The 24,236-nt window shown below is 61.2% G+C and carries 29 protein-coding genes and 2 pseudogenes; 19 read left to right on the forward strand and 12 right to left on the reverse strand.

Annotated elements, in window-relative coordinates; all coding sequences use genetic code 11:
• Positions 1-6 precede the first annotated feature (6 nt).
• Positions 7-1,542, forward strand: coding sequence for an HNH endonuclease signature motif containing protein (locus HMPREF2617_RS03825; protein ID WP_070840047.1), 1,536 nt, complete (start codon positions 7-9; stop codon positions 1,540-1,542).
• A 20-nt stretch (positions 1,543-1,562) separates the two neighbouring features.
• Positions 1,563-2,111, forward strand: a complete 549-nt coding sequence (locus HMPREF2617_RS03830; RefSeq protein ID WP_070816903.1) for a DUF488 domain-containing protein — start codon at positions 1,563-1,565, stop codon at positions 2,109-2,111.
• A gap of 37 nt (positions 2,112-2,148) precedes the next feature.
• Here HMPREF2617_RS03830 and HMPREF2617_RS03835 read toward each other — a convergent pair whose 3' ends face one another.
• Both HMPREF2617_RS03835 and HMPREF2617_RS03840 read right to left on the reverse strand, forming a co-directional pair.
• Positions 2,149-3,000: a trypsin-like serine protease gene (locus HMPREF2617_RS03835; protein ID WP_070840050.1), complete on the reverse strand. Its 852-nt coding sequence runs from the start codon at positions 2,998-3,000 to the stop codon at positions 2,149-2,151.
• Positions 2,981-3,820, reverse strand: coding sequence for a DUF418 domain-containing protein (locus HMPREF2617_RS03840; protein WP_070771197.1), 840 nt, complete (start codon positions 3,818-3,820; stop codon positions 2,981-2,983). Before HMPREF2617_RS03840 ends, HMPREF2617_RS03835 begins: the two co-directional genes overlap by 20 nt.
• A gap of 83 nt (positions 3,821-3,903) precedes the next feature.
• Between HMPREF2617_RS03840 and HMPREF2617_RS03845 the strand changes: the two genes are divergently transcribed.
• Complete coding sequence (locus tag HMPREF2617_RS03845; protein WP_210384137.1) at positions 3,904-4,572, forward strand: response regulator transcription factor; 669 nt, start codon at positions 3,904-3,906, stop codon at positions 4,570-4,572.
• Positions 4,569-5,600, forward strand: a complete 1,032-nt coding sequence (locus HMPREF2617_RS03850; protein ID WP_070840053.1) for a sensor histidine kinase — start codon at positions 4,569-4,571, stop codon at positions 5,598-5,600. Before HMPREF2617_RS03845 ends, HMPREF2617_RS03850 begins: the two co-directional genes overlap by 4 nt.
• On the opposite strand, the gene aac(3)-XI is transcribed toward HMPREF2617_RS03850, so the two are convergent.
• Entirely contained in the window at positions 5,597-6,043 is a 447-nt protein-coding gene (aac(3)-XI, locus tag HMPREF2617_RS03855) for an aminoglycoside N-acetyltransferase AAC(3)-XI (protein WP_046095284.1), read from the reverse strand. The genes HMPREF2617_RS03850 and aac(3)-XI overlap by 4 nt on opposite strands.
• Positions 6,044-6,181: 138 nt before the next feature.
• On the opposite strand from aac(3)-XI, the gene HMPREF2617_RS03860 reads away from it, so the two are divergent.
• The 4 genes from HMPREF2617_RS03860 (at position 6,182) to arfB (ending at position 8,425) form a co-directional block, all read left to right on the forward strand.
• Positions 6,182-7,228 carry an FUSC family protein gene (locus HMPREF2617_RS03860; protein WP_070614127.1) on the forward strand — a complete coding sequence of 349 codons (1,047 nt, stop codon included), beginning with the start codon at positions 6,182-6,184 and terminating at the stop codon, positions 7,226-7,228.
• A gap of 95 nt (positions 7,229-7,323) precedes the next feature.
• A complete protein-coding gene (locus tag HMPREF2617_RS03865; RefSeq protein WP_070614128.1) occupies positions 7,324-7,641 on the forward strand; it encodes an amphi-Trp domain-containing protein in 318 nt (105 codons plus the stop codon).
• A 21-nt stretch (positions 7,642-7,662) separates the two neighbouring features.
• Entirely contained in the window at positions 7,663-7,950 is a 288-nt protein-coding gene (locus HMPREF2617_RS12255) for a putative glycolipid-binding domain-containing protein (RefSeq protein WP_070614129.1), read from the forward strand.
• Positions 7,951-7,981: 31 nt separating this feature from the next.
• Complete coding sequence (gene arfB, locus HMPREF2617_RS03875) at positions 7,982-8,425, forward strand: alternative ribosome rescue aminoacyl-tRNA hydrolase ArfB (protein ID WP_070614130.1); 444 nt, start codon at positions 7,982-7,984, stop codon at positions 8,423-8,425.
• Between the two features lie 54 nt (positions 8,426-8,479).
• On the opposite strand, the gene HMPREF2617_RS03880 is transcribed toward arfB, so the two are convergent.
• Together HMPREF2617_RS03880 and HMPREF2617_RS03885 are read right to left on the reverse strand one after the other, a co-directional pair.
• Complete coding sequence (locus HMPREF2617_RS03880; protein WP_070568690.1) at positions 8,480-8,740, reverse strand: HigA family addiction module antitoxin; 261 nt, start codon at positions 8,738-8,740, stop codon at positions 8,480-8,482.
• 34 nt (positions 8,741-8,774) lie between these two features.
• The gene (locus HMPREF2617_RS03885; RefSeq protein ID WP_070840056.1) at positions 8,775-9,056 is read right to left on the reverse strand and encodes a type II toxin-antitoxin system RelE/ParE family toxin; all 282 of its coding nucleotides are present in this window, start codon (positions 9,054-9,056) and stop codon (positions 8,775-8,777) included.
• Between the two features lie 129 nt (positions 9,057-9,185).
• Between HMPREF2617_RS03885 and HMPREF2617_RS03890 the strand changes: the two genes are divergently transcribed.
• From HMPREF2617_RS03890 to HMPREF2617_RS12260, 3 genes are all read left to right on the forward strand, one after another.
• On the forward strand, positions 9,186-9,431 hold the full coding sequence (locus HMPREF2617_RS03890; RefSeq protein WP_034662589.1) for a ribbon-helix-helix domain-containing protein: 246 nt from the start codon (positions 9,186-9,188) through the stop codon (positions 9,429-9,431).
• 2 nt (positions 9,432-9,433) lie between these two features.
• Positions 9,434-9,676 carry a hypothetical protein gene (locus HMPREF2617_RS03895; RefSeq protein ID WP_070568665.1) on the forward strand — a complete coding sequence of 81 codons (243 nt, stop codon included), beginning with the start codon at positions 9,434-9,436 and terminating at the stop codon, positions 9,674-9,676.
• A gap of 211 nt (positions 9,677-9,887) precedes the next feature.
• Positions 9,888-10,049: a VOC family protein gene (locus HMPREF2617_RS12260; protein WP_246816755.1), complete on the forward strand. Its 162-nt coding sequence runs from the start codon at positions 9,888-9,890 to the stop codon at positions 10,047-10,049.
• A gap of 91 nt (positions 10,050-10,140) precedes the next feature.
• Here the strand turns inward: HMPREF2617_RS12260 and HMPREF2617_RS12365 are convergent, their stop codons facing one another.
• The 3 genes from HMPREF2617_RS12365 to HMPREF2617_RS03915 form a co-directional block, all read right to left on the reverse strand.
• Positions 10,141-10,395, reverse strand: a complete 255-nt coding sequence (locus HMPREF2617_RS12365) for a HepT-like ribonuclease domain-containing protein (RefSeq protein WP_083308018.1) — start codon at positions 10,393-10,395, stop codon at positions 10,141-10,143.
• The gene (locus tag HMPREF2617_RS03910; protein ID WP_070614131.1) at positions 10,316-10,645 is read right to left on the reverse strand and encodes a nucleotidyltransferase family protein; all 330 of its coding nucleotides are present in this window, start codon (positions 10,643-10,645) and stop codon (positions 10,316-10,318) included. The genes HMPREF2617_RS12365 and HMPREF2617_RS03910 overlap by 80 nt, the downstream gene beginning before the upstream one ends.
• Before the next feature lie 274 nt (positions 10,646-10,919).
• On the reverse strand, positions 10,920-12,401 hold the full coding sequence (locus HMPREF2617_RS03915) for an ApeA N-terminal domain 1-containing protein (RefSeq protein ID WP_070568670.1): 1,482 nt from the start codon (positions 12,399-12,401) through the stop codon (positions 10,920-10,922).
• A 29-nt stretch (positions 12,402-12,430) separates the two neighbouring features.
• On the opposite strand from HMPREF2617_RS03915, the gene HMPREF2617_RS12435 reads away from it, so the two are divergent.
• On the forward strand, positions 12,431-13,048 hold the full coding sequence (locus HMPREF2617_RS12435; RefSeq protein ID WP_210386074.1) for an RCC1 domain-containing protein: 618 nt from the start codon (positions 12,431-12,433) through the stop codon (positions 13,046-13,048).
• A 235-nt stretch (positions 13,049-13,283) separates the two neighbouring features.
• On the opposite strand, the gene HMPREF2617_RS03920 is transcribed toward HMPREF2617_RS12435, so the two are convergent.
• Positions 13,284-15,230 (reverse strand): hypothetical protein, encoded by a 1,947-nt coding sequence (locus HMPREF2617_RS03920; protein WP_210384715.1) that lies wholly within the window; start codon positions 15,228-15,230, stop codon positions 13,284-13,286.
• Between the two features lie 618 nt (positions 15,231-15,848).
• A complete protein-coding gene (locus HMPREF2617_RS03925) occupies positions 15,849-16,823 on the reverse strand; it encodes an NAD-dependent epimerase/dehydratase family protein (protein WP_070568673.1) in 975 nt (324 codons plus the stop codon).
• 205 nt (positions 16,824-17,028) lie between these two features.
• Here HMPREF2617_RS03925 and HMPREF2617_RS12440 point away from each other — a divergent pair.
• A pseudogene (locus tag HMPREF2617_RS12440) lies at positions 17,029-17,274 on the forward strand (alkane 1-monooxygenase); the annotation flags it as partial.
• Between the two features lie 46 nt (positions 17,275-17,320).
• Here HMPREF2617_RS12440 and HMPREF2617_RS03935 read toward each other — a convergent pair.
• Positions 17,321-17,710, reverse strand: coding sequence for a heavy metal-responsive transcriptional regulator (locus tag HMPREF2617_RS03935; RefSeq protein WP_005290994.1), 390 nt, complete (start codon positions 17,708-17,710; stop codon positions 17,321-17,323).
• A gap of 98 nt (positions 17,711-17,808) precedes the next feature.
• Between HMPREF2617_RS03935 and merA the strand changes: the two genes are divergently transcribed.
• The 4 genes and pseudogenes from merA (at position 17,809) to HMPREF2617_RS12445 (ending at position 20,887) form a co-directional block, all read left to right on the forward strand.
• Entirely contained in the window at positions 17,809-19,230 is a 1,422-nt protein-coding gene (merA, locus tag HMPREF2617_RS03940) for a mercury(II) reductase (RefSeq protein ID WP_070840059.1), read from the forward strand.
• Positions 19,227-19,577, forward strand: coding sequence for a hypothetical protein (locus HMPREF2617_RS03945; RefSeq protein ID WP_005293255.1), 351 nt, complete (start codon positions 19,227-19,229; stop codon positions 19,575-19,577). Before merA ends, HMPREF2617_RS03945 begins: the two co-directional genes overlap by 4 nt.
• 192 nt (positions 19,578-19,769) lie before the next feature.
• Positions 19,770-20,159 (forward strand): annotated as a pseudogene (locus tag HMPREF2617_RS03950) (peptide chain release factor I).
• A 374-nt stretch (positions 20,160-20,533) separates the two neighbouring features.
• On the forward strand, positions 20,534-20,887 hold the full coding sequence (locus tag HMPREF2617_RS12445; protein ID WP_371441289.1) for a type IIL restriction-modification enzyme MmeI: 354 nt from the start codon (positions 20,534-20,536) through the stop codon (positions 20,885-20,887).
• Positions 20,888-20,957: 70 nt separating this feature from the next.
• On the opposite strand, the gene erm is transcribed toward HMPREF2617_RS12445, so the two are convergent.
• Positions 20,958-21,812, reverse strand: a complete 855-nt coding sequence (erm, locus tag HMPREF2617_RS03960) for a 23S ribosomal RNA methyltransferase Erm (protein WP_070840062.1) — start codon at positions 21,810-21,812, stop codon at positions 20,958-20,960.
• Positions 21,813-23,284: 1,472 nt separating this feature from the next.
• On the opposite strand from erm, the gene HMPREF2617_RS03965 reads away from it, so the two are divergent.
• Both HMPREF2617_RS03965 and HMPREF2617_RS03970 read left to right on the forward strand, forming a co-directional pair.
• The gene (locus HMPREF2617_RS03965; protein WP_024058948.1) at positions 23,285-23,593 is read left to right on the forward strand and encodes a helix-turn-helix domain-containing protein; all 309 of its coding nucleotides are present in this window, start codon (positions 23,285-23,287) and stop codon (positions 23,591-23,593) included.
• Positions 23,594-23,764: 171 nt separating this feature from the next.
• Positions 23,765-24,034, forward strand: a complete 270-nt coding sequence (locus HMPREF2617_RS03970; RefSeq protein ID WP_049181627.1) for a hypothetical protein — start codon at positions 23,765-23,767, stop codon at positions 24,032-24,034.
• The last annotated feature ends 202 nt before the right edge of the window (positions 24,035-24,236 follow it).

The following is a 24,236-nucleotide window of genomic DNA, read 5'->3' on the forward strand; positions in this document are numbered from 1 at the left end:
GGGGCCATGACCAGCACCATCACTCAATGCGTCAACGAGATTTCCGCTGCGCTTCGCACATTAAGCTCGCTTTTCGACGACCCCTCCACCCTCGCATTCAACGACATCCGCCGCGACATGGAACGCCTGGAAGAACAATTTAAAAAGAAGGCAACCATCGACGCCGCATTCGCTTTTATTGCCGAACGCGACGACGCCGGCCGCATCGTTGGCGCCAACTACCCCAACGCATACCTCCAGCAGTACCTCGACCTGTCGAAGGGCGAAGCCTACAACCGCCTCGAGCGCGGCCGCTTGCTGTTTGGCCCACCGCCGGAGCCTGCTGCTCCCCCGGTTGAGGAAGACCAGGATGACGACCTTTTTGGTGCCGCGGACGAGGACCGTCAGGAGCAGCAGGAGCAAGAGCAGCAGCGGGAACAGGACCGTCAGAAGCAGCAGCAAGACGACGCCCGCAAGAACTCCTCCCAAGTCAGCGCCGAAAAGCAAGACATCATCCGGCGCGAACTGGACAAACTTCTCAAGGCCGCCGCCGGCGAGCGCACCCGCATCTACGCCGACGCCATGGCCGAAGCGCTCCTGCGCAGCCCGGAAGACCTCCGCCAGTTCGTCCGCCGCGCCGTGGCCGAAGCGAACCGGAAGCACGCTCCCCACTCCAATCCGAATGCGGGGTATGAGAACCGTGGTTTGTCGTTTGGTCGTCGTAAAGCAGATGGCACCGTGGACATCCTCATCAACGCCACCGCCGGCGCCGCCGCGTTGATCAAGGCGCACGCGGACAAAGGTCTCGCGCCGAACTCCAACCTCCCCGCCGACCAACACAACGAGGTCGATTCCCGCACCCCACAACAGCGGCGCTTCGACCAGTTCTTCGCTATCTTCCAGCAGTACGAACAGGACTGCCAGAAGAAGAACGGCGGGGCGGCTTCGGTAGTGATCTCGATGACGCTCGACGACCTTGCCGACGGCGACGCCTCCATGCTCTACGACACCAACACCGGCATCGAAGTCGACTGCTTCGACCTCATCCGCCTTGGCATGGACGGAACCACCGACTTCCTCCTCCAAGTCGACGGCGTCACCTCAGTGCCGCTGTGGATGGGCCGGACCACACGACTCGCCTCGGTCGAACAGCGCATCGCAATGTTCGCCATCCAAGGCGTGTGCTCCTGGCTCGGCTGCACGACCCCAATGACGGAGTGCGAAGCCCACCACATCCTTGCCTGGATCAAGGGCGGCAACACCGACATCGAGAACCTCACCGGCCTGTGTCGCGAACACCACAGGTGCAACAACGACAATAGAGACGGCTCCTTGAACAAGGGGTACATGGATTACGACCCCCAAACAGGCAAAGCCGGGTACCGAAAACACCCCTTTGACCCGCTGAAATACAACCAATCAGTACCCGCGAAACACTCCGCAGTCAGCAGAATTTACGCAGCCAAAGGAAGATGCGACTGCGCCCGGACCGGGACACTCGACCCTGCCTTTTACCCACCGGGCCACCCACCTGGTAGCCCACCGATGCCCAAAGGTGCCTAACGGTGCCTACCCTCGAAGGCATGCGTATTTTCACCGTCGGCCATTCCAACCTCGAGTTTGACCAGTTCACTGGCATGCTCGAGGCTTCCGGCGTGCGCGCCATTGTGGACGTGCGCAAACTCCCCGGCTCCAGGAAGTACCCCTGGTTCAACGACGACCACCTCGCCACACACCTACCCGAGCACGGCATCGCCTACTCCCGAAGCGAAGGCCTTACCGGGCGGCGCAACGTCTCCAAGACCATCCCCTTTGAGGTCAACGGAAACTGGCGCAACCGCAGCTTCCACAATTACGCGGACCACGCGCTTGGTAGCGAGTTCGTGCAAGCCCTCGCAGAACTCAGAGACCAGGCCGCGGAAACCCCAACGGCGATCATGTGCTCGGAAGCAGTGTGGTGGCGCTGCCACCGTCGCATCATCGCCGACCACCTCCTCGCCCACGGCGACGACGTGCAGCACATCATGGGCATGACCCAGCACGGCCCCACCCTAACCCCCGCGAAGCTCAACGACGGCGCCACCGTCGGCGACGACAAAAAGGTGCGCTACCCGGCGAAAGAAACCGAGTAGCACAGTAACACTCAACAAAGCCCCCTAAACACAACGCTTAGTTAGAACGGCGACGCAGCAGCACCAGGAAGCCAGCAACCACGAGGGCCAAAACGCCCAGGCCGATGGCGACGTTGCGCCAGGACGCCGATGGCTCAGCCTGCGATTCCGGAGAGGCGGTCGCGGAAGAGTCTGCCGCGTCACCACCAACAACGTTGCGGATCCACTCGGCCTGCTCGGCAACCGGCGCCACCGCGACGGCGGCGTTGGAGGTCATTTCCTCCTCGGTCGGGTTCTCGGGATCCTCAAACAGACCGGCCGACATGACGCCAGCGACCTTGCCGTCGGCGAAGATGGCGCCGCCGGAGTCGCCCGGCTGGATGCGGGCGCCGTTCTTGAGGGCGACCTCGAGGGCGGTTGGGGCGTCGAAAAGGGCGAGCGGGGAATCGCCACGCACCTCGGCCTCGGCGGAGGGCAGCTTGGTGGAGCCGCCCGAGCCGTCGGAGGACCAGCCGTAGATGTTGACTGCGCCAGCGGGGACCTCGTCGGCAACCTCTGCAAACGTGTCTAGCTGCATTTCCTCTTCGGTGTGGAGCAGGGCGATGTCGCCGCGCGGGGCGATCTCGTGGCGGTCGACGTTGTAGACGCGCTGGTCGTCGCCCTGCCCGGTGCGCACCGAGCCGCCCGGCTTGGCGGCAGCCTCGACGCAGTGGCGGGCGGTGATTACCCAGTGGGGGTCGATGGCGGTGCCGGTGCAGACGCCGTCGTCGGGGTCGGAGTCGTCGACACGCACGGAGACCACGGGCTTGGCCTCGTCGGCATCACCGGCGAAGGTGGTGCTTTCCATCGCCCATGCGGGTTGGGCGATGAGGGCGCCTGCGACGGCGAGGCTAGCTGCGTACTTTTTCACGATTGTTCTCCTTCACTACCGCGGTGATGCGGCGAATTACAGTTTCAAGCGGCCCGCGCGGAAATACCGCGAGCCATACGTAGGCGATCACGATGGCGCCGCCCACGGTCACCCAGACGTTGAGCCATTCGGCGGTGAGCACGTGGATGCAGTACAGGGTCAGCGGCATCCGCCCCAGCGGCGCGAGCCATCCGAGCCACCGTTGCGCCAGGCAGCACAGGGAGCAGATGCTTATCGACGCCCCCACGCTGCCCACAACGTCTATGAGCCCGCCGGTGTGTCCGGTGGCGTCGAGAAGCGGTGGCAACGGTGTGGTCCAGCGCAGCGCCACATCCAGGGCGAACAGCGCCCCGCCGACCACGAGGCCGGGCCACAACGGCATGTAGCGTTTGAACAGGATGCCGGCGATCATGAGCGTGGCCCACATCATGGGCGGGTACGGCCAGGACGACGGCGCGAGCACCGCCGAGCCAAAAGTGAGGGCGCACGCGAGCCACAGCAACAGTGGTGTGTCCCAGCGTGGCGCCCAGGCGAGCAGCGCCATGCAGACCCCGATGGTGCCGAGCACCACCACGATCGATCCCGAGAATGGGGCGAGCGCGAAGTGCAGGGCGATCAGAAGGATGCCGCGCACGATGAACTCGGCGGGCTGGGCGCGCATGTACCCCATTGAGACACCGGCGATGAAGGCGAACAGCGCGGCTGGGAAGCCGAACAGCACCTGTGCGGTGATGCCGTCTTGGACGGTGAGGTGCGCGACCATCATGGCGACGAGTGCCACCGCGCGGGCGGCGTCGATTCCTACGTTTCGGGTCTGCATGGCTGTGGAAGTTACGCAGCCAGATGTTGCGGTGACGTTAACGTGGACGCAACACCCCCGCCGATACGATCGGGGCCATGACAATTCGGGTACTTGTGGTCGACGACGAAGCCTATCTCGCCGACGCCATCGCCACCGCGCTCAACAACGCGAACATGCAGGCTAGCGCCGTGTACGACGGGTTAGAAGCGCGTTCGCGTATCGACGACACCCGCCCCGACGTTGTCGTCCTCGACCGGGACCTGCCGGGGTTGCATGGTGATGAGGTGTGCAGGTGGGTCGTCGATACGCATCCCGCGACCCGGGTGATCATGCTGACCGCATCCGGATCCCTGGACGACCGGCTGGAAGGGTTCGGGCTCGGCGCCGACGATTATCTGCCCAAGCCGTTCGAGGTCCCGGAGCTGATCGCGCGGGTTAATGCGTTGGCGAAGCGCAACGCCCCGGCGCGCGGCGAGGTATATCGGTGCGGGGATGTGCGCCTAGACACCTTTCGGCGCGAGGTCACCCGTGGTGGCGAGACGGTACCGCTGAGCCCGAAAGAGTTCGCTGTGCTCGAGGTACTCATGGAGGCCGACGGCGGGGTGATCTCTGCCGAGGACCTGCTCGCGGAGGCGTGGGACGAAAACGCGGACCCGTTCACTAACTCCCCGCGCGTGACGGTGTCGCACCTGCGCAAGAAACTAGGCGAGCCGCGCATCGTGCACACCGTGGCCGGCGCCGGCTACTACGTGGCGGAGGAGGAACGATGAGGCTGAGTTTGCGGGCCCGCATCACGGTGATGTTCGTGGCCACGGTGCTTGGGATGGGGTTGGCGCTGATCGGGCTGGTGTATGCCTACCTGAAGCTCACCCCGGTGCCGGTAACGGCCACCTTCCCCACGGTGGAGGACGGTGTCATCATCGACGGCGCCGTGCCAATTACCAGCGAGATCCTGCGCCGCGTCCTCCTCGCCTCCCTGTCGGTACTCGCCCTGTTGACCCTGCTTGCGGGTGTGATCGGCTGGTTCGTGGCAGGCCTGGTGATCAAACCTCTTCGCGACATTGCCGACGACGCCGCCATCGTCACCCGCGGCGACCTCTCAGCCCGCATCACCCACCATGGTCCCGATGACGAGGTCGGCGAACTCGCCGACGCGCTCAACGTGATGCTCGACGAGTTGGCGGGCGCAGTGGAGCGCCAGCGCCGGTTCGCCTCCAATGCGTCCCATGAGTTGAAGACTCCGATCGCAACCATCCAGACCATGGCAGACGTGGCCCTGACCGGCGACGACGGCGGGCTGCGTCCCACGCTAACCCGCGTGCGCGAGGTCAACGCCCGCAGCGCCGACACCGTCGCCGCCCTACTCCAGCTGGCCAACGTGGACGTGCGCGACCGGCAGCGCCTCGACCTGGCAGAACTGTGCCGCGAGGTGTGCGCCGACCGCAACGTCCCCGCCGACGCCGTGCCCGTGACCGTGGACGCCTCCCCCACCCTGACCCGCCAGGCGGTGGACAACCTGGTGCGCAACGCACTCACCCACGGCAACAACCCCGCGCTCACCCTGCGCAAGGTGGGCAACTTCGCTGAGGTCACCGTGGAATCCGGCGGCGAGACCTACTCCGCGGCCGAGGTTGCAACCTGGACCGAACCATTCGCGCGCGCCGAACGCACCGCAGGCGCCGGCCACGGGCTCGGGCTGGCACTCGTCGATGCGATCGCGAACGCCCATGGCGGATCCCTGGTGCTTGCGCCGCGGGCCGGTGGTGGGCTCGTCGCAAAGCTATCGCTTCCGGCCTAAAGCTCCCGGATGTAGAGCAGCATGCGGGAGCCTTGCTCGATGTTGGTCAGGCCGTGGCGCTCGTAAAAGCGGCGCGCATCGGTGTCTACCTCGTCGACGTTGATTTGTAATTCGCCGGCGCTGTGCTTGCGGATCTCCTCGAAGACCCGCTGCAGCAGCGCCGTGCCGACCCCGCGATTGCGGTGGGCAGGTGCGACGTAGAGCTCGTCGAGCATCGCCACCGGCCCGTCGTAATACGGGCTCGGGCGCAGGGTGACGTAGGCGAAACCAATATCGCCGGCGAGGAGAACGAAGGCGTCGTCGTGTGCGATGATCTGCGCAAACCGCTCCTCAAGGCCTTCGGGAACCGGGGTATCAAACTCTGTGTTGAAATCGCGCAATAGCTTTGCGACGACCCCCGCGTCCGCTACCTCCGCGACCCTGATCTCGTTGGTTGTAGTCATATGCGCACACCTTAACGGCCCTCTTCTGAAACATTTTGAAGTGACCATTAGAGTATTTCGAGTGCCCTAGCAGGGCAGCATGAGAAAAGTTCGATATTGAGGAGGCCCCGGTTGCGTCATTTCAGCCCACTATTCACGATGGGACCTGCACGACGCGACCACATCCCCGCCTTCCGCACCGCGCTCGGCGTGGCCATCCCCATGTTTACCCTGCTGGCGCTCGGGCGGCTCGACCTTGCCATCTACGCGAACTTCGGCGCTTTTACCGGCGTGTACGGCCGCCATGCCACCCGCGAGGTTCGTCTGAAGCACCACATGCTTGCCGGCACCGCACTGACCTTGATGGTCACCCTCGGCGCCACCATCGCGTGGTTTGATGTCAGCCCCTGGGTCCTGCTGATTGTCACCTCTATTGCGTCGTCTGTGTGGGCGACGATCGCGCTGGCCACCGACATGAAACCGACCGGCTCCGTGTTCGTGATCTTCGCTGTCGCCGCCGTCGGTTCATTGAGCAACCCGGTCCATCCGCTGCTCGCCTGCGCCATCGCAGGCGGCGCGGCCCTGGTGTGCCTTGTTTTAGGTTTGTTCTCTCACCTCATCGGCGAAGGGCCGGGTGGCGACGCGAAGGAAAGCGAAATCCCCACCCGATCCCCCGACGCAGGCCGGGTGCCGCGCCGCCGCCTTGCGGTCGAGGCCAACCGGTTCTTCTTCGCCCCGCTGCTCGCTGGAACCTTAGGCCTGATTTCGGTGACGCTTTTCGACCCCCTCTCCCACTCCTACTGGGCCATGGTCGCCGCGGCCGCTCCCCTAGTGAACTCCCGGTTTAAGGTGCAGTACTTCCGTGCCATCGAGCGCGTCCTTGGCACCCTGACCGGTATCGCTGTGACCGGCTTCCTGCTGTCGCATCACCCGCAGGGCTGGCAGATTGTGGTGTGGATCGTCATCCTGCAGTACCTGACCGAGATGTACGTGACCCGCAACTACACCATCGCCGCCAGCTTCATCACCCCGACCGCGCTTTTGATGGTGCAAGTTGTCGACGCCGCCCCAGTCGTCCCAATGCTGCTCGCCCGCACCGCAGAAACCATGCTCGGCGCCGTGGCCGCCCTGACGATCATCGCGGTGGGATACGTGCGCAAGTACCCCACCGTGGTGCTGCCACGGCGTGGCGACGACCCCTACTAACCACATTTCCCCAGTTCGCGCATTTTTTATTCGCTATACTGGTGGCGGTTGCCCGTAAAGTTCGATCGGGCTGGGTGAGAAAGGATGGGGTCACAATGACACAAAAGGCGAATACTTCCCGCAAGAGCCGGAAGCTACTCAAGAGCAAGACCGACTTCAGCCGCGACCAGTTGGCCGACCTGTTTGAATCCCTCGCCACCCGCATCCGGGCCGGCGACATCACACTTGGTACCGGAGAATCCGCCCTAGCGATGGAACTGCCAGGTACGTTCCGCACCACGATGGAGGTCACCGACGCACAAAAGCGTCGCGGCATCGAGCGCGAACTCGAGCTGGAAATGAAGTGGTACGTCGATGACAACGGCGCCCCCGTCGATACGGAAGCGCCGGCGTCTGGGTTCACGATCTCCTAGCGTCGCGTATCGCCGAACCCAATGTCTTCTGGCACATCGACCGGTGCCGGGAATGTGCTCGTCGTCGGCGTGCTGGCAGGGCTCGGTGTTGACGTGGACGGCGAGAAGGTCCTCGGGTTGGCGTGGGGCGCAATCAGGGCTTGGATTGATATACCGTCCCTCCAGGTGATCGCATCAGACCAGTACTACAGCTCCGTCGATGCTGAAACTGTCCGATACGAAAGCGGAACACGGGGAGTCGACGTCGAGTTGGAGGTCGACGGTGACGGAGTGGTCGTACACTACCCTGATCTCGCACGGCGGGTCTGATCCGGAAACAACTCTGACTACGCTGGGCGGCATGCAGGACTTGATCATCGCGCCCGGCCCAGGGATCCCCGGTGGCCTTGTCGTCGCCGCGGCGGACCTGTCGGAGCGGTTCGCGAAGGCATCGGGCCCGGGCGGCCAGGGCGTCAACACCACCGACAGTAAGGTGCAGCTCTCCATCGACATCGCGGAATGCGCATCGCTTTCCGACGCCCAGCGTCGCTGCGCCCTGCGCAACCTCGAACACCGCCTGGACGGCACGGTGCTCACCGTGAGCGCATCGACGCAGCGCTCGCAGATCCGCAACCGTGCCGAGGCACGCGAACGCATGGCCGCCCTCTTGCGCGAGGCTCTCGCCCCACCGCCTCCCCCGCGGCGGAAAACGAAGCCGACGCGCGGCTCGGTGCGGCGCCGTCTCGAAGCGAAAAAGCGGCGCTCGGAACTCAAGTCCACGCGACGGCGACCCCAAATTCCCTAGTTCGAACCATCCGCGTGCATATCCTCACGCTGACGGACCTGGTTCGGGTAACCGCTACGTCGAGACAGCGTGAATCGGCTGAATCCTCTCGATCTCGGCGAGGATTTTGTCTTCTGCCACATCCAGGTCGTACTGGGTCTGTAACCCGAGCCAGAACTGGGGGCTCATTCCGAAGAACTTCGCTAGACGAAGGGCCGTGTCAGCGGTTACAGCGCGCTTACCGTGAACAATTTCGTTGATCCGGCGGGGCGGAACGCCGATGGAGACGGCGAGCTTGTGCTGGGTGATCCCCATTTCCTTGAGAAAGTCCTCCATGAGGATCTCACCGGGGTGAACCGGAGGGAGCTTGTCAGTGGTCGTCAACGATCTCAACCTCCTCTGACCTCGCGGCGGACCACCGAAAACAGATCCGCCACTGGTCATTGATTCGAATGCTGAACTGACCCCGCCGATCACCTTTCAACGCCTCAAGCCGGTTCTCCGGGGGATTCCGTAACTCATCAAGAGTCTGCGCGTGCCCAAGCTGGCGAAGCTTGCGCAGCGCTACTGAGTGAATGCGGGAATCGATCGAGCGAACCCGCTCTCGATTCCACAAACGCTCGGTGTCCTTGTCAGCGAACGACTGGATCATGCTTCACCTTATCCCCCCCATAACGCGAAGCGTCAATAACGCTACACGTTAAATTTGAACTCGACGGATTGTCGAAAGAATATAACCTCCCCCTAGCCGCCAAGCCTTTTCCGTATTACGATTACGTGCATGAAAACTATCAACGGGAAGCTAGTCAGCGAAGAGCAAATCGATGCGTGGGTAACCGAAGCCGAGAAAGGCTACGACGTAGAGACACTTCGTCGACGTGGAAGGAAACCTCGAAACGAAGATGCTGCGAAGGTTATCTCCATTCGGCTTTCCCCCGGCGAGATATCGGACCTCGACAAGTTTGCGGCTGAAAACGGATGGTCACGCTCTCAGGCAATCCGCGAAGCGCTAAAGAATGCTATTTAGAAATGGACGTACGCCGAAGCGCCACGAAACACGGCATCAAGCCAGACGACTCCGTTACTGCCGCGACTTCAGGCTGCGTTTTTAAGACCCCACTCGATGAGGAACACCCTCAAAGGGAACTGCGCCTCGGGTTCGACGGCTCAATGAGATTACTCGAGATTGTCGTACTCATCTGGGATGACGGCACCGAAACGATCATTCACTCCATGAAGGCACGCAAACAGTACCGCGCCCTGCTCGACTAGGCACGAATATCTTCGAAGAAACCCGGTGTGCTTACCGGATACAGCAATCATGCGCTCGCCAAGGCATTGCAAGTGTCTCAAAACTCGGCGAGTTTTGGTCCGCCGCAACCGGTTGCGAAATCGCCGCGGATTACGGCGATTTTGTGATGGTTGATTCCACCCCGGCGCTGGGATTTCAGCGCGTTAAGGATCCGATACCTGGGAAAACCGCATGCACATCGACGTTGGCGGGGCGGAGCGCGAAACTTTAATAGAACGCCTCAAAGACCTAGGCGCTACCGAACTCATCACCCACGAGGCGCCGGGATTGGTGTGGACTGTCATGCAGGACCCGGAAGGCAACGAGTTCTGCGTGAGTATTCCCGGGGCCTAGCTACACATTGAACTTGAACTCGACCCCGTTCCGTAGCCGAATAACCTTTGGAGCCGTGCCGTCAGTCAGCAGAGATGTGGCACCGCAGCGCCTAGGCAAGAGGAGGCAGATGAGTATCGACGACATCGCGGACCACGTCGATGTCGACGCCGAAATACTGGTGCACCAGGATGTTGCGGAGATCCCGAATCTGAGGCCAGACGATCTCAGGGTGCGCGCCGGTGATCTCATCGGGAAGATGGTTCACGGCTTCGCCGGACTGCGACTCACAGCGGCACCGCCTCGGCGAGCGTCGAAGCGGATACCGGGTGCCTGAGCAACTGGGCAGGAAACACATCGATGCCATCGCGCCCGAACAGAGCGCGACTCTCCTCGAGCAGACCAGACGCACGCATCAGGAGACGTCCCTCCGCAGGGTCCATCCCGACGAGGATGTCGATGTCCGATCCTGCAGACGCGGTGCCGCGCGCGACGGACCCGAACAACTTCGGGTTGGTCGCACCGTACCGATCGAGGAGCACCTGGAACTCGTCAAGACGCGCAACGAGAATCTCGCGTAGGGCAAGCGTCTCAGGCGTCATGACGGTCTCAGACATGCTTCCGGGGGTAACGGGCCCGGCAGCACGTCGACATGGAGCTTTGACACTGAAGCGGAACTCCACCGCGTTCTTAAGGGCCGACGACATTCTCCCGTCTCACCGCCGCACCAGGCGGCACTGACGCGCTGCCACCACTTACAGCCGGTCGTCTCGCCCGCCCGCCATGACGCACTCAACGAACGAGCGATAGAGCAGGCTTACACGCGTCTCGCACTAAACGACCGGGCAGCAGCGTCACGGAGGTTCCGAAGTAGCGGCTATCGCAGTGCACCTAAGGGTTTGGTGAGGGAACCAGCCATTCGGCAGCGGTACGAAACGTAGCCCTCAGTTGCGGGTGCTCCCGCACGATCTCTCGCTGTCGCTCTGCCGGCAACCCGAGCTCGTGCAAGACGTTGAGGATTACGACCGCGGTCGTCACCTCGACGACGGCGATCAGCTCCTCGATGGAATGGTTGGGCGTTCTGCCCTCGTGCGCGAGGTCATTGCGGGCGCGCGTCGTCCACTTCGCCCAATGGTCGACATCCGGTAAGAGCTGTGCGATCGCTTCCTGATCGGGTCGCGCGGCGAGGGCATGGAGCCGATCACGGAGGGTCGGGTCGTTGCGGATCGCTCCCTTGAACCTGTTTCGGTGCTCATCGGGAACCTGCGCCAGCATCGCCTCTCGCATCGCCCTGAACTCCGCGTTGGGGAACGGTTTCTCGTCGATGCGGAGGTTGCGGTGCAACACCTCGGCAGCACCGACTGCCGTCAGAAGATTGTTCTCAACAAAACGGGCCGGTGCGTAGCGCAAGCCCAAGATCATGTTTGTCGCTGCCTCCAGGCGGCCATGGGCGTCGCACCATCGGGGCATGACCTCCTCAAATGGGATCGTGCCGCAGGTGAAGAACATTCGGTGGTGATCGACGGCTTTCGCGTCGTGTTTTCCAAGCGCGGCCGGTGAGTAGAGCACATCGGCACGTCGGCGCGGCAGCGGGCGGCCATCAGGGAAGTGCGACTCGGTCCCGGCAACTTCCAGTCGGAGCCAGATCACTCCGGCCGCGCGATGCGTCGCCAGGGAGATCAGGTCCTGCACCAGGCTCGCCTCCTGCAGAGCAACACTCAGAGAGAATGGTTCGGCTGGCACGACGCAGATGGACACCGTGTCCCGCACACGTCCGACGCTTCCTCCCTTGCGCTGGTCGAAGAATGGAAGCGTGTGCGTGTGCTGAAGGCGATACTCAGTGTCGTCGACTACGACCGATTGCGCCTTGACCGGCTTCACCGAGATACGCCCGGTCCCGTCGATCTTGCCGTCGGGAGCCCCGAGGGATCCTTCGAACACAGAAGACACCGCCCAGAGACTCAGATCCTCGACTGAGACTTCTGCCCTAGCGAACGCCGGATCCGCGTCACCGCTGACATGCGCGCCGATGATGGCGACCGTCGCGGTCACGGTCTGCTTATCAGGGCTCGCCACTCGCGCGCCCATGGTCCTTCTGGTGCTCCTAGGAACACAGCCGAGCAGTGTGATCTCCCTGAGCTCGGCCACACCGTGCATGACTTCCCAGGTGCGGGTTCCTTCGTGAACAGCAGTCCATCCAGACGAGTCCGTCGTCAAGATCCGATCCTCGAAGGTGCCGATCAGCGACAGAGAGAGACCATCTTCCGGGTCGTACCGTAGGACACCCGGGACCTTCTCGCTAGGGGCTTCCGGCAGCCACCACACGCCAGCCCACTCGCCGGCCTTGTCGAGGTTGAGAGGATCATTAGGCATCGTGCTCCCGGTCCGGGCTCCTTCCTGTCTTGCGGCCAGATGTCAGGTCGAAAATCTTTACTCCACCACATGCCCCCCACGTAGGACAATCTACAGCGAGATCATGGTCAACTGAGATCGGATGCGGCGACTGGCACACAATCGCAGTTCGACGCGACGGCACAGCCCTCGCAACTGGCAACAATCAGCGAGGGCAGACCGACGTCGCCCGGTGGACACACGTGTCCGAGGTCTCTGCCGGCTACCTGCACACCGTCGGCTTACACGACGACGGCACCGTCGTCGCCGTCAGCGACGACAGCAGAGGCCAGTGCGAGGTGTCATCGTGGAGAAGCATCACCTCAGTGGCAGCCGGCTCCGTCCATACGCTCGCGCTGAGCCAGACCGGAAGGGTCTTCGGAACGGGCGACAACCAGTTCGGCCAGTGCGATGTCCAGTCATGGACCGGCATCACAGCGATCGCAGCCGGAGCGAGACACTCGCTCGGGCTGCGCGCCGACGGAACAGTCGTGGCTGCGGGCCGACGAAACAGTCGTGGCTGCGGGCGACCACACCGAGCAGCAATGCAATGTCAACGCCTGGGCCGCTCGACCACAGATGAACTGAAGTCCAGCGTGCCCGATAATCGGCCGTCGATCACACGTTGAATCTAAACTCCACCGAGTTCCGGCACATAGGTACATCTGAACACAGGGTTCACGTGCTCCCCCTCCCCACGGTCAGTGCTCGCTACTGATCAGGGGACACAGGCTCACCCTCGACGTGGGTCAGCCTGCAGGACGCCACGAAGGAGGTACCGCGCCATCACGCCGGCAGGGAACCCGGCTGAGACGCCACATACTAGGGATCTGAAGAGGGCTCGACCATGCCAGCGGTCGGCCCCTATTCCTTCGCGAGCACGGCGTTATCCGTCAGGCAGAAGTCATCGTTGATCTTGATGACCAGCGCAACGAGTAGGCGGAGCGCTGTTAGATACGTGTGGCGGTGAACGCGGTCGTCGTCACCGTCTGCCTGTGATCCATGGAGGTAGCGGTTGCGCAGGCTAGGTCCGTTGCTGAACTCCTTATCGTTAAGGAAGTAGTTGAAGTAGCTGACCTCCGCGGCGCTGAGCAGCGTTGATCGATGCACCAGCCATCCGGCGCTCACCATCTCGTCAATGGCTTTCTGGCCGGCCGCCGAATGATGGAGACAGCTCGTCACCTCGTACTCCCAGAGTTCCTTGAGCACATGCAATTGTGGCGCGCTTGCAAACGCAATTCGGTCACGATCTCCGGTCAGGATGCCCTTCTCGACCAGGAAGTCGATGTTGCGCTGTTGGTACTCGTGGAACTGGTCGTAGGCGATGTCATTGGCGATGACCAAGTGGAGGAAGCTCTCTGCCTCCAGATCGCTGCTGATGTGCACCAATCCGGATTGGTCCGAGAAGAGCAGGTGCTGAATTCCTTGGATGTCCGCGTTGTTGGCAACGTAGGCGTACTTATCCACAACCTGACTCGGGATGTCGCCGTAGGAAAGCTGCTCCGATGTGATTGTCAGCAGCTCCGGGTCAACCTCGCCGTAGTCGACATGCAGCGTGAACTGCTTGAGGACGCTCTCCATCTCTGAGAACAGATGGCGGCTCTTCTCAAGGTAGGTAGCGGTCGGGCTGGAGGCGCGGTACTTCAGCCCCTTGGCACCGAACTCCTGCTCAAGGTAGTCCGTGAAGAACCAAGCGATGACCAACTCGAGCTCTATACCTTCGGAGCTGAGGAAGCGCTCGTACATCAAGGTCTGGAGCAAGGACGCCTGATCCTTGAGCCTGAACACCGCCCCCGTCCGGTAGTCGCCCTTGCCCGGCGTACCCATGAACCGCTCGAAGACGCCAAGTTGCGCTCCGTAGGAAGGGAGTTCCAGGAGCATGTGGTCGTTGGCGAACTGGAACAGGTGAACAAAGTTATTCAGGATAGTCGGGTAGTCGAGGTTCTCCGTGAGCCAGGTTCGACTGTAGGAGTACTTGCCAACCATGCCGTCCAAAGACTGGACGACCTCTTCGACCTGATCGGCCGAGATGCCCACTTCGCAGCCGGTCTTGATCCCCTCCGTGGACTCGAACATCTTCTTCGTGAGCGCATCTGCCTTGCGACGAGCCTTTAGCTTCAGTCGAGCATCGACGCCGGTGTTCTTGTCAGCTCGTGCGGATGCGATCAGCTTGACGAAGTTGAGGTTAGGCTCTTCCTCATCGAGATATCGGTCAAACAGGCCACGCTGATCCGCGGGAGTAAAGCTCTTCGGAAGATGGATTGGATCCCGCCCCTCGGACTGGAGGAACTTCCGCGCAAGCAGCTCAGCATTGCGCGGCTCATCGAGTAGCAGGGCCCGAATCTCCTGGTCGTAGGCACGCACGAGTGTCTGGCATGAGAGCAGATCGTGCGGGTGGAAACTCTGCTCTTGAAGTGCAGCAAGCACGATCGAGTCAGTGCAGCGCTCGAAGACCTTGTTCTTTCCGAGGAGATCGAGGACGTCTGTGCGGTACTGAAAGTCAACGTCCTGAACGAGCGTTGAGAAGGTGGCGTCAGTCACTTTGCCGAAAAACCTGCCGATGACTTCCCGGATCTCGGGGACGTGCGCCAGAGGCGCGTCTCGCTCTGCTTCGGCCAGGTCCTTCGGGAGAACTTTGTGTTCTAGGAACAACGCGAGATGATGCAACTCAACGATGTCGTTTATGCCTTGATCGCCACGAGTAGCATCGAATTCACGGACGAGCTCTAGGAGGCGGTCGGCCTGCCAGAAGGTTCCGTAGTCGCTGAGGCCGAAGAACTTCAGTCTCTTCTCTGGTCCGCTTTCCGACACTCGAATCTCCCTCCCGGTAGGCGTCACTCTATACAGTTCGGGGGGCGCCTAGTGACACGAATTTGAAGTTGTTGCCTGATCGTGCAGCAGTCCCCTTGGGCGGAGCCGTCGTCCACGTCGATCGTTGCGCCGGCTCCTCGTTCTGTCGTGGAGGCGAGCCGAACTAGCGGCGCATCACCCCGAGGCGGACACGACCTACGTCTCCATGGGCATAGTCCCGCGCCCCATCGGGCTCCTCCCCACCGCGGAGCGGCGCACGACGGACGATGTACAACTACGCGGGTAGGTCCCTGGCAAAAGCGCCGGGCACTAGTCCTGACTCAACACTCGACGAGAATCATCAACGAATCTCACTAGTTATTGAAACGGAACTCCACGGAGTGGCGAAAGAAGGCTACCTCACTCAGTTGCAAGCGATTCGAGAAGCCGAAAAGTGTGCCGCAAGGCGTTTCCTGCTCGGAAAGGCAGCCTCTGCAGGCTAGATCGTTCCGCGTCATGAAGAGCTAGCACCGCCGAAGTTCCCCTCAAGTCAGATTCGGACTCATTCTCACAGTCAGTCGCGGAACGAAACCCAACGTAGTACGGTCCCGACTGCAACTAAAACTGTTCCTGCCGAAACTAAATACCATCTTCTAACCGCTGGCGAAGCACGACTTCCTCTTCATCGCTGAGCCCAGCGAGTCTTTCCCCCTGCTGTTCTTCTTCGAATCGCAGCGCATCCGCCAATGTTTCTTTCAACGGGCGAATCTGCAGGCCAGCTTCGTAGGCTGTGGCGCAATCGAGTAGCGCGATGTTGCGAAACTGTTCACCTGGTACCCACAACGGCAACGATTTTGGGCCCATCCACGGGGTTACATCATTAGCGAGAAGCAGTTCATCAGAGCAAGGTCGCTCCGTAGCCTCCGATGCGGTTAACTCACGCGAAATCTTGAACACATCGGACAAGGAAGTAGCAAACCCCGTGGCGTTAAAGGTTCCGAAAGTTCCAACTTCTGCAGACTCAACTATCCAGTCTGCAAGGTCTTTCACATCAATCATAGCGACGGGAAACGCCGGGTCTGGGACGATCACGTTCTCACCCGTGGGATGCGCGAAGCGCCACGGATAGTAACCACTGCGCCCTGTTTCGTCGCCGTAGCCGGCGATCAGACCGGGTCGAACTACCATTACCGACCTATTTATGTTGCGATAAATCGTTTCGCAAGCAGACTTTGCGGCCGGGTACTGCCCCATGTTCTCCATGTAGTCAATTTCAAGCGGAGTGACTACGGAATCAGACTCGGAAGAAATACTTCCTTGGTCCTCATATACGCTGCTCGAAGACAGAAATATACGATGCTTGGCCTGGAGTTTCGTCGCCGCATCCCGCGCATGCTTCGGCTGACTCGTCAGATCCACAATGGTGTCCCAAGTTTTCCCCGCAACCTCATCGTACGCACCGTCACGGTCACGGTCTGAACTCACAAATTCGGCTCCGTTGGGAACCTTCCCGTTACCCCGCGCGAGGCAAGTAACTTGATGTCCTCGGTCGATTGCTGCCGCCGCAATGTGTCCTCCAAGGAAACCGGTACCACCGAGCAATAAAAAGTTCATGTCACTAGTTGTACACGAAACCTTCTCACACGTGACCAGTCCTAATCCCAGCGCATCCAAGCTGGAATAAGATGTCAGAGCAGGATTACCCCACCATCTGTCAGAGCTTCTTATTCGGCTAACCTACACATTGAACTTAAATTCAACGGTATGTCGTTGCAAAGTTACCCCCTCTCGTTAACACCATCAAAAGGAGTGTTATCCAATGAAAGCGTTCGGCTTCTTAAGCTTCGGGCATTACGCCTTCGGCAGCTAGTGCGGGCCATCTGCGGAAAAGATCGCCAAGACTCGTCTGGAGATCACCCAGGCTGCGGACGAAATCGGCGTGAACAACGCGTCCTTCCGAGTCCACCACTTCGCACTGCAGGCCTCCGCCCCGATGCCGCTGCTGTGTGCTATCGCGGCCACCACCAAAATCATCGAGGTGGGCACCGGCGGCATCGACATGCGCTAGCGCATATCGGGGTTGTAGCGTTTGAGTCATTGACTCCCGCCGTCTACAAGTATCTACACACTTGATCGGTGCTGCACGTTTCAGGATCCGGGTGCGCGGCGTCCTGGCTAAGGTCCGCGATAGTGTCGCGCAGCACGGAGAGCTGCGCGATCTGCTGCTCGATCTCAGCGAGGCGCACGTCAAGCAGGTCGCGCACGTGCTCGCAGGGCGCATGGCCGCCGTCGCGGATGTCGAGGATCTGGCGGATCTGGGCGAGAGTGAGACCCGCGGCCTGGCCGCGGTGGATGAAGTCGATCCGAGCGACCGTCTCGGGCGCGTAGTCGCGGTATCCGGACGGCGTGCGCTCGGTCGGGGGCAGAAGGCCCTGTTCCTCGTAGAAGCGAAGGGTCTTCGCGGTAGTGCCCGCCCTCTCGGCGAGTTCTCCGATCCACATTGCTGTCTCCCTCCGTGGCCGCGCTTGACCTTCCCCTGCACTGGAAGGTCCAGTATGGATGAGACAGAGCAGAAAGCCAAGAGTTGACAGGAGTAGCGATGCCTACGAAGTACGATCTCGCCATCATCGGATCGGGAGGCGGCGCGTTCGCCGCTGCGATCCGCGCCAGCACGCTCGGGAAGTCGGTGGTGATGATCGAGCGCGGGACGCTCGGCGGCACCTGCGTGAACACGGGCTGCGTCCCGTCGAAGGCGCTCATTGCCGCGGCCGGCGCGCGGCACGTCGCGGTCGATGCCGCAACCCGGTTCCCCGGGATCGCGACGACGGCGGATCCCGTCGACATGCCCGCGCTGATCGCTGGGAAGCAAGCGTTGGTGGAGTCGCTGCGCGGCGAGAAGTACGCCGACGTCGCCGACTCCTACGGCTGGCAGGTCCTCCGCGGCGACGCCTCGTTCGTGGGCACCCCTGATGCGCCGGTTCTCGATGTTGCCGGATCCGACGGAAGCGTCGAGACCATCGAGGCCCACCACTACCTGGTCGCGACTGGTTCTCGCCCGTGGGCACCGCCGATCGACGGCCTGGAGGAGACCGGATACCTGACCTCGACCACGGCGATGGAGCTGACGGAGGTCCCCGAGTCGCTGCTGGTGCTCGGCGGCGGCTACGTCGCCCTGGAGCAGGCGCAGCTGTTCGCCCGCCTCGGCTCGCAGGTCACGCTGCTCGTGCGGTCCCGGCTCGCCTCGAAGGAGGAGCCGGAGGTGTCGAAGGCGCTCCAGGAGGTGTTCGCCGACGGGGGCATCCGCGTCGTCAGCCGCGCAGTGCCCACCCGGGTCTCCCGCGGCACGGGAGGCGAGGCCGTCGTGACCGCCGCCTTGTCCGGCGGCTCGCAGGAGTTCCGCGCCGACCAGGTCCTGGTCGCCCTCGGACGCCGTCCCGTCACCGATGGCCTGAACCTCGATGCGGTCGGGGTGAATACCGGAGACTCCGGCGAGGTGGTCGTCTCCGACCGGCTGCAGTCCTCGAACCCGCGGGTCTGGGCCGCGGGCGACGTGACCGGGCACCCCGAGTTCGTCTACGTCGCCGCCCACCACGGCACCCTCGTCGCCGAGAACGCGTTCGCCGACGCCGACCGGTCCGTCGACTACGCCCGCCTGCCGCGGGTGACGTTCACCGGGCCCGCGATCGGCGCGGTCGGGATGACCGAGAAGGACGTCCTCGCCGCGGGGATCCACTGCGACTGCCGCGTCCTGCCCCTGCACCACGTGCCCCGCGCCTTGGTCAACCGCGACACCCGCGGGTTCATCAAGATCGTCGTGAACGCCGAGACGAAAGAGATCCTCGGCCTGACCGCCGTCGCCAAGGACGCCGGGGAGCTCGCCGCCGCAGGCGTCCACGTGCTCGGCAGGACCGTCGCCGAGGTCGCCAACGCCTGGGCCCCCTACCTGACCATGGCCGAGGGCATCCGGATCGCCGCGAAGGCCTTCACCACCGACCCGTCGCTGCTGTCGTGCTGCGCATGAACGGCAACGCAGGCAATCGGGGAGATCTCATCCTGAAGCAGACGATGAGCGCCGATCAGGACCGCGACGAATGGCGCGCCGGTCCCGTCGTCGCTGCAGTGACCGGGCTGCTCTTGCTGGCATGCTGCGCGCTTCCGTCGCTGCTCTGCTGCGGCCTGCCGTTCATCGCGGCGGGCGGAGCACTCGCAGGCGTCGGTGGGCTCCTCGGTAATCCCTGGATCATCGGTGCAGGGACCGCCGTCGTGATGGCCGTCATGGCGGGGATGCTCGTCAGGCTACGGCGGCGGCACCGGCGCCGCAGGTCCGGCTGCTGCGAAAATCCTTCGACCGCTGATCGGAACCGATAGTTCGAGCGGATCCAGCGATCACTGCCACCTGCGGAGGCCGCTGAAATCGAAGCCCGACGGGAGAAGGAGGAGCCAAAAGCGTTCGAATCAACCGGCGACGAGGATAATACTGAGGCTGGATCCCGGCCGTCGCGACGCGGTCTCCGCTTCCGCCGAGACGAGAAAGGGTTGTGGGCACCTAGGCTGGGCGGCATGAACGACATGACCATTGCGCCCGGCCCGGGGATCCCCGACGGTGCGGTCATCGCCGCCGATCTCGCGGAGCGTTTCGCGAAATCGTCGACTCCGGGCGGCCAGGGCGTCAACACGACGGACGGCAAAGTCCAGCTTTCCATCGATGTCGCGGAATGTGCATCGCTTACCGACGCCCAGCGTCACCGTATCTCGCGCAACCTCGAGCACCGCCTAGACGGCTCCGTCTTTACCGTGACTGCGTCGACTCAGCGGTCTGTGTTTCGCTAGTGGTCCTCTCGCCTGCACCTGCGACACAGCCTCGTGTCCCCGGGCCGTAGCGTTCGGGGGAGCACAATAGCCCCAGTCCTCATCACGTCCCGGGATCAAAGAGTTCATCGCAGAGGTTAAGCACTACACGTTAAACTTGAACTCGACGGAGTGTCGTCGATAAATAACCATTTGATGCGCGCGTGCGGAATTAACAACGAAATACCGCTAAAACAGACAACATATGGGGTGCACAGAAACACATATAAGTTCTGCGGAAAACCTATAGGGTGCGTCGCTAAAAACCGCTGTGCGCGAAAAACATAAAGGGTTTACGGACCCGGTCCCAGACCCCTCAATACTCTGAGCCGGAAGAATGGAAAGTGGAAGGTTGATGTATCCCCACTATTTATTTTTTCCGTTTTTCGGAGTACATCGGGAGCTACAACTGCGGACCAGCTCTGTGTGAACTAGATGAGAAGGCGCAGCAGCGAATCATCGACGCTGGACAGTTGGTGCTGCGGGCACGCGAGCGGCACCCCCAGCGGTCACTCGCGGAGCACTACAACCCGTTATCGATGGACCCAATTCTGCTCAAGGCTCACAACAACTTGGACCGGGAAGTCGATAAGGCTTTCGATGTGGCACGCAAACTCACCAACGAGCGCCAGCGCCAGGAGCTACTGTTCGCCAGCTACGGGGAGTTGGCGAGGGGCTATGTCTCCTCGCTTTCATCAAAATCGAAACCACCAGCAGGGTCGTTCCCCGTGCGGGTGGTTTTGATCGGTCCCGCTGCTGGGTGTAGAACCCTGTCGCTGGCAACGCCGGGAACTATGACTGTGCCCGACGAGAACACGTCACTGCCATAACGCGGCTCACGGTAGACGAACATGGGTCGTTCACTACTACTGGTGGATTTCGGTTTTGGTGGTGGGGGGATTACCGCCGCCGGCCTCGATTTTTCCGTTGAGGAGGGCGTTGACTACTTCCCGATTGTGAAATGGGCCGATGGCGCGGTGAAGAGGAACCAGTCACCTGGAAGAGATCGATCCAGTCGCTGGTGTGCAATCTGGGAGGTAGGGTTGCGGGGTCGATTCCTCGCGAGCGCAACCATGATTGTGTCTCTGAACGTGATGAAAACAACCCTGCCCTTCGGAGAATTTCCCCTATCCCGCGTCCCCGGGCGGTGAAAACGGTGTGCACCATCGCCTGAAAGGCTTTGCGTTGCTCTATCGGGATCTTCGGGTCACCCACCCGGCGGATCACTAAGATCCCCCCGTCAACGTTTGGCTGTGGCCGGAAAGCAAACCTTGGTACTCGGGAACCAAGGTGAAACGTGAACCATGGGGACCACTGAGCTGTCATCATCGTGCTTGCACCTACCCCGGCCCGGCGGCGAGCGACTTCCCACTGCATGAGGAGTACAGCGTCAGTCCATGCCGGCGCATGCAACAACTTTCGAAGAATGGCAGTGGTGAGGTGAAAGGGAATGTTTCCCACAATGACGCAGGGAGTGGCGGGTAACGGGAAGTTGAGGAAATCATCATGGACCACTTCGACCGACGCCGAGGCGGTCTTTTTTGTGAGTTTGGCAGCTAGTTTTGCGTCTACCTCAACTGCCGTTATTGCCCTCCCCAAGTGGGATATCGGGTGGGTGAGGGCACCGCTTCCTGGCCCGATCTCAATGATGGGGCCGGAGGTTTGTTTTACAAGATCGACGATGGAGTTGATGATCTTTTGGTCTGTGAGAAAATTTTGGCCATGTTCGTGACGGCCGTATCCGTATGTAGACATCAGGTGTGCTCCGTGGAGTTGAAACGGAGCCGGGCATGGCAAATGGCCGCCCGGCTAAAGGACCGGAGCGGTTTCTAACCTGCGGGAGGGAGAAAACCGCCTTAGCGGCTGGTGAGCGGCCGCATGAAAACGGAACCTGAAATCAACATGGGCCTATCGTATCCAATTAATTTCGCAGGGTCCAATACGGTGAGAAAGAAGACAACCGCACCGCAACAGTGCAAGACCTCTCTGGATTGGAATTTAATTGAACATGGGTTTGGGGTACGACGCGCCCTACTCGGAGTGGCACGGACACTACGGCTGCGCGCCCACACACAACAGTAAAGAGCTCGGCAATGCACAGACACGTAACGAGAGCGTCACAAATGTATGTACGTTTAAGTTACAGCATCGACACTGACGCTCCACATGGAGGGACGGCCGCAGCCCTGCAGCAAGCACACGGCAGGGTGTCTGCTTCGGGCGACGTGAAATTACGCAGAAAAATACGAAACACATCACCGCAGGTCACGGTAGGTATTTGCGGGTCATTTCGTAATCTCGTAAACGAAAAGAACAAAACTACGAAACACAAAAACATACGTTGAGCAGCGTAAATGGTTTTCGTTTCGTAATTTTTCCACTTTTTGAAGAAAATCTAAATAAGAAGAGACACCTTGATTGCGATTGTGTCCCGTGTCACATAGCTGCAACCCCTGCAGCGTGCCCTCAACGAGGACGCTCTGTGTCGTAGACATGTGCCTGCAATGCGTGTCTGTGTCTCTCTCTTAAAAGGTTTGGGTCGAAATGCCGCAAAATTACGAAACACCGCCGAAATGTGACGTGTCTATGCAGGTCACAGCGTTATCGCGTGTTTCGTAGTTTTGTTCTTTTCGTTTGCGGAAATCACGAAACCGCAGGTAGAGCGTTTCGTAATTTTTTCGTATTTTGATCGGCAAATTACGAAACGAGGTCAAAACTACGAAACGAGCACACTATAGACGTGTCACAGGTCACAAAAAGGCGCGCCCCTTGCGTGTCACCATGCCGCCACACAACAGCTGCCCCACCACAACACCCCAGCCGTGCCACGTGGCGTGTAGAAACGTGCTCGGTTCGATTCGTAAAGATTAGGTCGCAGGCTATTGTGCGCGACGCATAAGTTCCGTACGATGGCCCCCAGACCGTATGTGGCGTTTTAATTCGTTTTTGGTTTAGCCAGCCGCATACGGGGGATAACCCCGAGGATAATTCATAAAGAGACAGCCTCTCGACCGTGATAGGCGCGGTTCCTCCGACGAGATAGACCGGTCGGCAACGGCATTGCCAACCACAAAAGCGGTCAGGTAGGGAGTAAGCGCTCCCGTAAAGCGATGGGACGGCAGACCACCGTTCTAGCGAGTTGAGCACGGCACTCCAAGCCGCCTGAATAGCAAGCCGGTAAAGCACCCCGCTCCGGGACAGATCAATCTGCCCAGGAGCGTTTTTCTATGTCCGAAAAGGACACGACTACCGCCGTCGCGCCACGCTTTTACACGCTGCAGGAACTCGCCGATCTCGGCGTCGGCTCCGAGTCCACGTTGCGAAAAGCTATTAAAGAGGGCCGTCTTTCATTCCACCGTTTCGGCACCGCCTATCGGATTCGCCAAGACGATCTCGACGCCTACCTCGCGGCCGCACGCCGCCCTGCCCCGCAGCTATTCGACGGCTTCGTCGATGCCGTCGTGAATGCAGCGCCCCAACTGACAGATGAGCAGCGCCAGCAGCTCGTCACGGTGCTGGGCGGTGTGAAGCACTAATGCGGACAAACCCGCCTACGACGAGATCCCGCCGCTTAGCTCAGCTAGTCAGGCTGGGTCTTGAACTGAGTGCGAGGGCTGATGGGTGATGGCCGTGCTACTACACACGCGCGCTCCACCGTCGTGCCCCGAGTCCAAATAAACAGTTCATTCAACCAAGGAGAACAAACCATGTCTTTCAGAGACGATTACGCAGCAGCGCTGCGCGATGAGCAGCAAGCAAAAGATACCGTGAACGAGGCGCGCCGTGCACACAAAGCGACAAAGGAGCGCCTTGCGCAGTTGCGCAAGTATGCCGAAGAGTTCGAGGTGAATCTCGACGGTGACAAGTCCGCCAGCACCGAAGGGGACAGCGATACACCTGAGAACGGTGACGGCGACACGCCTGAGAGCACCGAGGGCAGTAAGCCGAAGCGGCATCTAGAAGTTGTACCCGACTAACCCTTTAGCCGTACACGCAATCACCTCATGTGTGTACGGCCACGCGGCGTGACGACGTACAGCCGTCACGTTTGATGTCGCTACACACCCCGCTCGCAAGGGCGGGGTTTTCGCGTGTGTGCGGGTGGCTGCGGCACCGCTACACGTGACACTGTCACGATGCTTGCGCCGGTATCGGCGACGGGGCATATACACGTCTGCC

Origin of the sequence: Corynebacterium sp. HMSC070H05 (genome assembly GCF_001837615.1) — a bacterium.
Classification (GTDB): domain Bacteria; phylum Actinomycetota; class Actinomycetes; order Mycobacteriales; family Mycobacteriaceae; genus Corynebacterium; species Corynebacterium coyleae.